Origin of the sequence: Phenylobacterium sp. (assembly GCF_016793285.1) — a bacterium.
In the GTDB taxonomy this organism is placed as follows: Bacteria; Pseudomonadota; Alphaproteobacteria; order Caulobacterales; family Caulobacteraceae; genus Phenylobacterium.
Genome location: NZ_JAEUMO010000139.1, coordinates 1 through 4,036, shown reverse-complemented (window position 1 = coordinate 4,036; position 4,036 = coordinate 1). Strand labels below are relative to the sequence as shown.

Genomic DNA, 4,036 nt, shown 5'->3' with positions numbered 1-4,036 from the left:
GCATGGGCGACGAGCTGGCCGAAATCGAAGGTCATGTCGATGCCCGCGTTCGGCCGGCCGAACTCCTTGCGGTTGAGCGTGCTGACGAGCGGCAGGTGCAGCCTGCCGCCGTCCCAGGCCTGGCCGAGTTCCGACGGCTCGACCGCGACCGGCGAGAAGGACGAGGCCGGCTTGGCGTGGAAGAAGCCGAAGCCCTTGGCGAGCTCGCCGGGGATCAGGTTGCGCAACGAGACGTCGTTGACCAGCATCGCCAGCTTGATGTGCCCGCGCGCGCGGTCCGGCGTCACGCCCATCGGCACGTCGTCGGTCACGACCGCGACCTCGGCCTCGAAGTCGATGCCCCAGTCCTCGGACTGGCAGGGGATCGGGTCGCAGGGCCCCAGGAATCCGTCCGAGCCGCCCTGGTACATCAAGGGGTCGGTCCAGAAGCTCTGGGGCATGTCGGCGGCGCGGGCCTGGCGGACCAGGGCGACGTGGTTCACGTAGGCCGAGCCGTCGGCCCACTGGTAGGCCCGCGGCAGCGGACTCATCGCGTCGTGCTCGTGGAAGCGGGCCTTCGGCACCGAGCCGTGCTCGAGGCTCTCGGCAAGGCCGCGCAGCTCGGGGCCGCAGCGCTCCCAGTCGTCCAGCGCCGCCTGCAGGGTGAGCGCGATCCGGTCGGCCGGCGAGTACCAGGCGAGGTCGTTCGACACGACCACGAGGCGGCCGTCACGGCCTCCCTTGAGCGACGCCAGCTTCATCCTTCGTTCCCGTCCCTTGCTATGGTTCGCACGCGCTTCACGCCGGCTTCGTAGACCTTCGGCTCGTAGACCATGATCTCGACGCGGATGTCGCCGCCAGCCTCACCTTCCCACATGTAGGCGCGTTCGAAACAGACATCGCGTCCGTCCGGCGTGAACCCGTCGAAGGTGTCGCCCCAGGGCGTGACCCTGGCGAGCGCCGGCCAGCCCAGGGTGAGCGCCCGGTCGAGTTCGTCCTCGGCCGCGGCGGCGAGGTCCTCGTCGAGCGTCATGCTACTTCGCGACCTGCGGGCGCTTCGAACGACAAGCCCAGCATGTGAGGGCCCGCCCTCCGAAGCCTCGGCGAAGGAGGGTCATCCGCCCTTCCAACTGTCGACGTAGGCCAGGTCCTCGACCGAGGCCGCGGCGTCGCCCACGTCCAGCGGATCGCGCGTGTCGATCATCACGGCGTATTCGTCGGTCTCCGGCTTGGGCTGCGTCAGCATGTTCTTCAGCGCCTTCGGGTGCGGCCCGTGGGTGAAGCCCGACGGATGGAAGGTCATCATGCCGGCCTCGATGTGGTCGCGGCTGAAGAAGTCGCCGGCGTGGTAGAACAGCACCTCGTCGTAGTCGTCGTTGTTGTGGAAGAACGGGATCTTGAGCGCCCCCGGGTCGGTCTCGAAGGGCCTGGGCGCGAAGGTGCAGACGACGAAGCGGTCGCTGACGAAGGTCGAGTGGACCGACGGCGGCAGGTGGTAGCGGTGGCTCACGATCGGGCGGATGTCGGCCACGTTCAGGCGGACGGGCGCGAGTTCGCCGTGCCAGCCGACAGCGTCCAGGGGGTTGTAGGGATAGGTCACGGTGGAGACCGCCCCGCGCCGCTTCACCTCGACCCGCACCTCTCCCGGCTCGGCCTGGTGCGCGCGGAACGCCTCGTCCATGACCGGGGTGTCCAGCACCGCCGGGTCGAACTGCGCGTGCGGCCCCATCAGCCCGCGGTCGGGCAGCTTGTAGTGGGTGTTGGTGGCCTGGATCATCAGGATCGCGGTGGGCCGCGACGGCGCCAGCCGCCACATCGTGCCGCGCGGCAGATAGAGATAGTCCCCGCCCCGGTAGCCGATCCGGCCGAAGTCGGTGAAGAGGTCGCCCTCCCCCTGATGGACGAACAGCAACTGGTCGCCGTCGGCGTTGCGCGCCAGCGCCGGCATCGGCGCGGCGAGCTTCCAGAAGCGCACCTCGATCGATGCGTTCTCCAGAACGACGCCGGCCCTCCAAGGCGACGGCTCGGCCGCGTTCAGCCGGGCGAGGTCGAAGGCGCGCGGGCGCAACGGGCCCTCGAAGCTGGTCCAGGCGGTCGGCGGGCGCGGGTGGTAGAGGAAGGCGGCGGGGCCGAAGAATCCCTCCTTCGACATCTCGCGCTCGTAGGTTCCTTCCGGCAGGTCCGTGTGAGCCTGACGCGAATGCGTCCCCACCGCGCCCCGCACCGGGATCCAGTCACCTTTCGCCATCTCAGGCCTCGTCCTTGTAGAGGCCGACCGCGAGCGGCTCGCCGTCGGCGACCCGGGCGCGATACATGCCCTCGGTGTTGAAACTCCAGGCCATGTGGCCATGCGGATCGACCGCGATCACCCCGCCCTCGCCGCCCAGCGCCGTCAGGTCGTCCTGCACGACGCGGTCGACGGCCCGTTGCAGCGACAGTCCGCCGTACTCGACGAGCGCGCAGATGCGGTGCGCGACGCCCAGACGGATGAAGTATTCGCCCGCCCCCGTGCATGAGACGGCCGCGGCGGCGTTGGCGGCATAGGTCCCGGCGCCGACCAGCGGACTGTCGCCGACCCGGCCCCAACGCTTGGCGGTGGTTCCGCCCGTCGACGTGCCCGCCGCCAGGTCGCCGTGGATGTCCAGGGCCACGCAGCCGACGGTGCCGCGCTTGCCCTCGTCGTGCGCCAGTTCGGCGCGGGCGTCGACGGCGACGCCTTCGGGCCGTGGCGGGACCGGCAGGCCCAGCCGGCCCAGCGCCCGCTCCAGGCTCCGCCAGCGCGCCTCGGTGAAGAAGAAGCTGGGATCGACCTGCTCCAGGCCCTGCGCGCGGGCGAAAGCGTCGGCGCCCTCGCCGCCCAGCAGCACATGGTCCGAGCCCTCGATCACCGCCCGCGCCGCCGAGATCGGATGCCGCGTCGTCGAGAGGCCCGCCACGGCGCCCGCGGCCAGCGTCGCCCCGTCCATGATCGAGGCGTCCAGCTCGTTGCGGCCCTCGGCGGTGAAGGCCGCGCCGCGCCCCGCATTGAACAGCGGATCGTCCTCCAGCCGCAGGATCGCGACCTCGACGGCGTCGATGGCCCGGCCCCCGGCCCGCAGGACGGCCGCGCCGGCGTCGGCGGCGGTCGTCAGCGCCTCGCGGTAGGCGGCGTCCTGTTCCGGCGTCAGGTGGTCACGCGTCACCAGGCCCGCACCGCCATGGCAGACCAGGGTCCAGCGCGGGCCGGCCTCGGTCATCCGCTCAGGCCTTCGCCGGCAGGACGCCCCGGCGGATCTGGTCCAGCTCGATCGACTCGAACAGGGCCTTGAAGTTGCCCTCGCCGAAGCCCTCGTTGCCCTTGCGCTGGATCATCTCGAAGAAGATCGGGCCGATCATGTTCTCGGTGAAGATCTGCAGCAGCAGGCCCTGGCCCTCGCTGGGCGCCCCGTCGATCAGGATGCGGTCGGCGCGCAGGCGGTTCACGTTCTCGCCGTGGCCCGGCAGGCGGGCGTCGATGCCGTCGAAGTAGGTGTCGATGGTGTCCTGGAACCGCACGCCGCGGTCGCGCATCGTCTCGACCGACTCGTAGATGTCGCCCGTGCCGAGCGCGATGTGCTGGATGCCCTCACCCTTGTAGTCCTTGAGGAATTCCTCGATCTGCGAGTGCTCGTCCTGGCTCTCGTTCAGCGGGATGCGGATCTTGCCGTCCGGGCTGGTCATGGCCTTGGAGACCAGGGCCGTCTGCTTTCCTTCAATGTCGAAGTACCGGATCTCGCGAAAGTTGAAGATGCGCTCGTAGAACTCGGCCCACCTGGCCATCTGGCCGCGATGGACGTTGTGGGTCAGATGGTCGAGGTAGGTGAGGCCGACGCTGTTGGCGTCCATCTTCGCCTCCGCGCCCTCGATGGGCGTGAAGTCGACGTCGTAGATCTCCTGGGCGCCGTAGCGGTCGACCAGGTAGAGGTTCGAGCCGCCGATCCCCTCGATGGCGGGGATGTTCAGCTCCATCGCCCCGACCGGGCCCACGACGGGCCTGGCGCCCCGCTCGACGGCGAGCTTGAAGGCCTTGGCGGCGTCG

Annotated in this window: 5 protein-coding genes; all 5 read right to left on the bottom strand. The window is 70.1% G+C overall.

What is annotated here, in order from left to right:
- A partial coding sequence (locus JNL41_RS13160; RefSeq protein WP_293475627.1) for a fumarylacetoacetate hydrolase family protein occupies positions 1–740 on the bottom strand: 740 nt, incomplete at its 3' end.
- Positions 737–1,012, bottom strand: a complete 276-nt coding sequence (locus JNL41_RS13155; protein WP_293475626.1) for a hypothetical protein — start codon at positions 1,010–1,012, stop codon at positions 737–739. The genes JNL41_RS13160 and JNL41_RS13155, both read right to left, overlap by 4 nt.
- 81 nt (positions 1,013–1,093) lie before the next feature.
- Positions 1,094–2,227, bottom strand: a complete 1,134-nt coding sequence (locus JNL41_RS13150; protein WP_293475625.1) for a homogentisate 1,2-dioxygenase — start codon at positions 2,225–2,227, stop codon at positions 1,094–1,096.
- A 1-nt stretch (position 2,228) separates the two neighbouring features.
- The gene (locus tag JNL41_RS13145) at positions 2,229–3,215 is read right to left on the bottom strand and encodes an isoaspartyl peptidase/L-asparaginase (RefSeq protein WP_293475624.1); all 987 of its coding nucleotides are present in this window, start codon (positions 3,213–3,215) and stop codon (positions 2,229–2,231) included.
- A gap of 4 nt (positions 3,216–3,219) precedes the next feature.
- On the bottom strand, positions 3,220–4,036 hold an 817-nt coding region (hppD, locus tag JNL41_RS13140; RefSeq protein WP_293475623.1), incomplete at its 5' end, for a 4-hydroxyphenylpyruvate dioxygenase.

Excerpts from the sequence above, each read along its gene's own strand:
- JNL41_RS13150 (WP_293475625.1), bottom strand. The coding sequence starts at position 2,227 with ATGGCGAAAGGTGACTGGATCCCGGTGCGGGGCGCGGTGGGGACGCAT.
- JNL41_RS13145 (WP_293475624.1), bottom strand. The coding sequence starts at position 3,215 with ATGACCGAGGCCGGCCCGCGCTGGACCCTGGTCTGCCATGGCGGTGCG.
- JNL41_RS13155 (WP_293475626.1), bottom strand. The coding sequence starts at position 1,012 with ATGACGCTCGACGAGGACCTCGCCGCCGCGGCCGAGGACGAACTCGAC.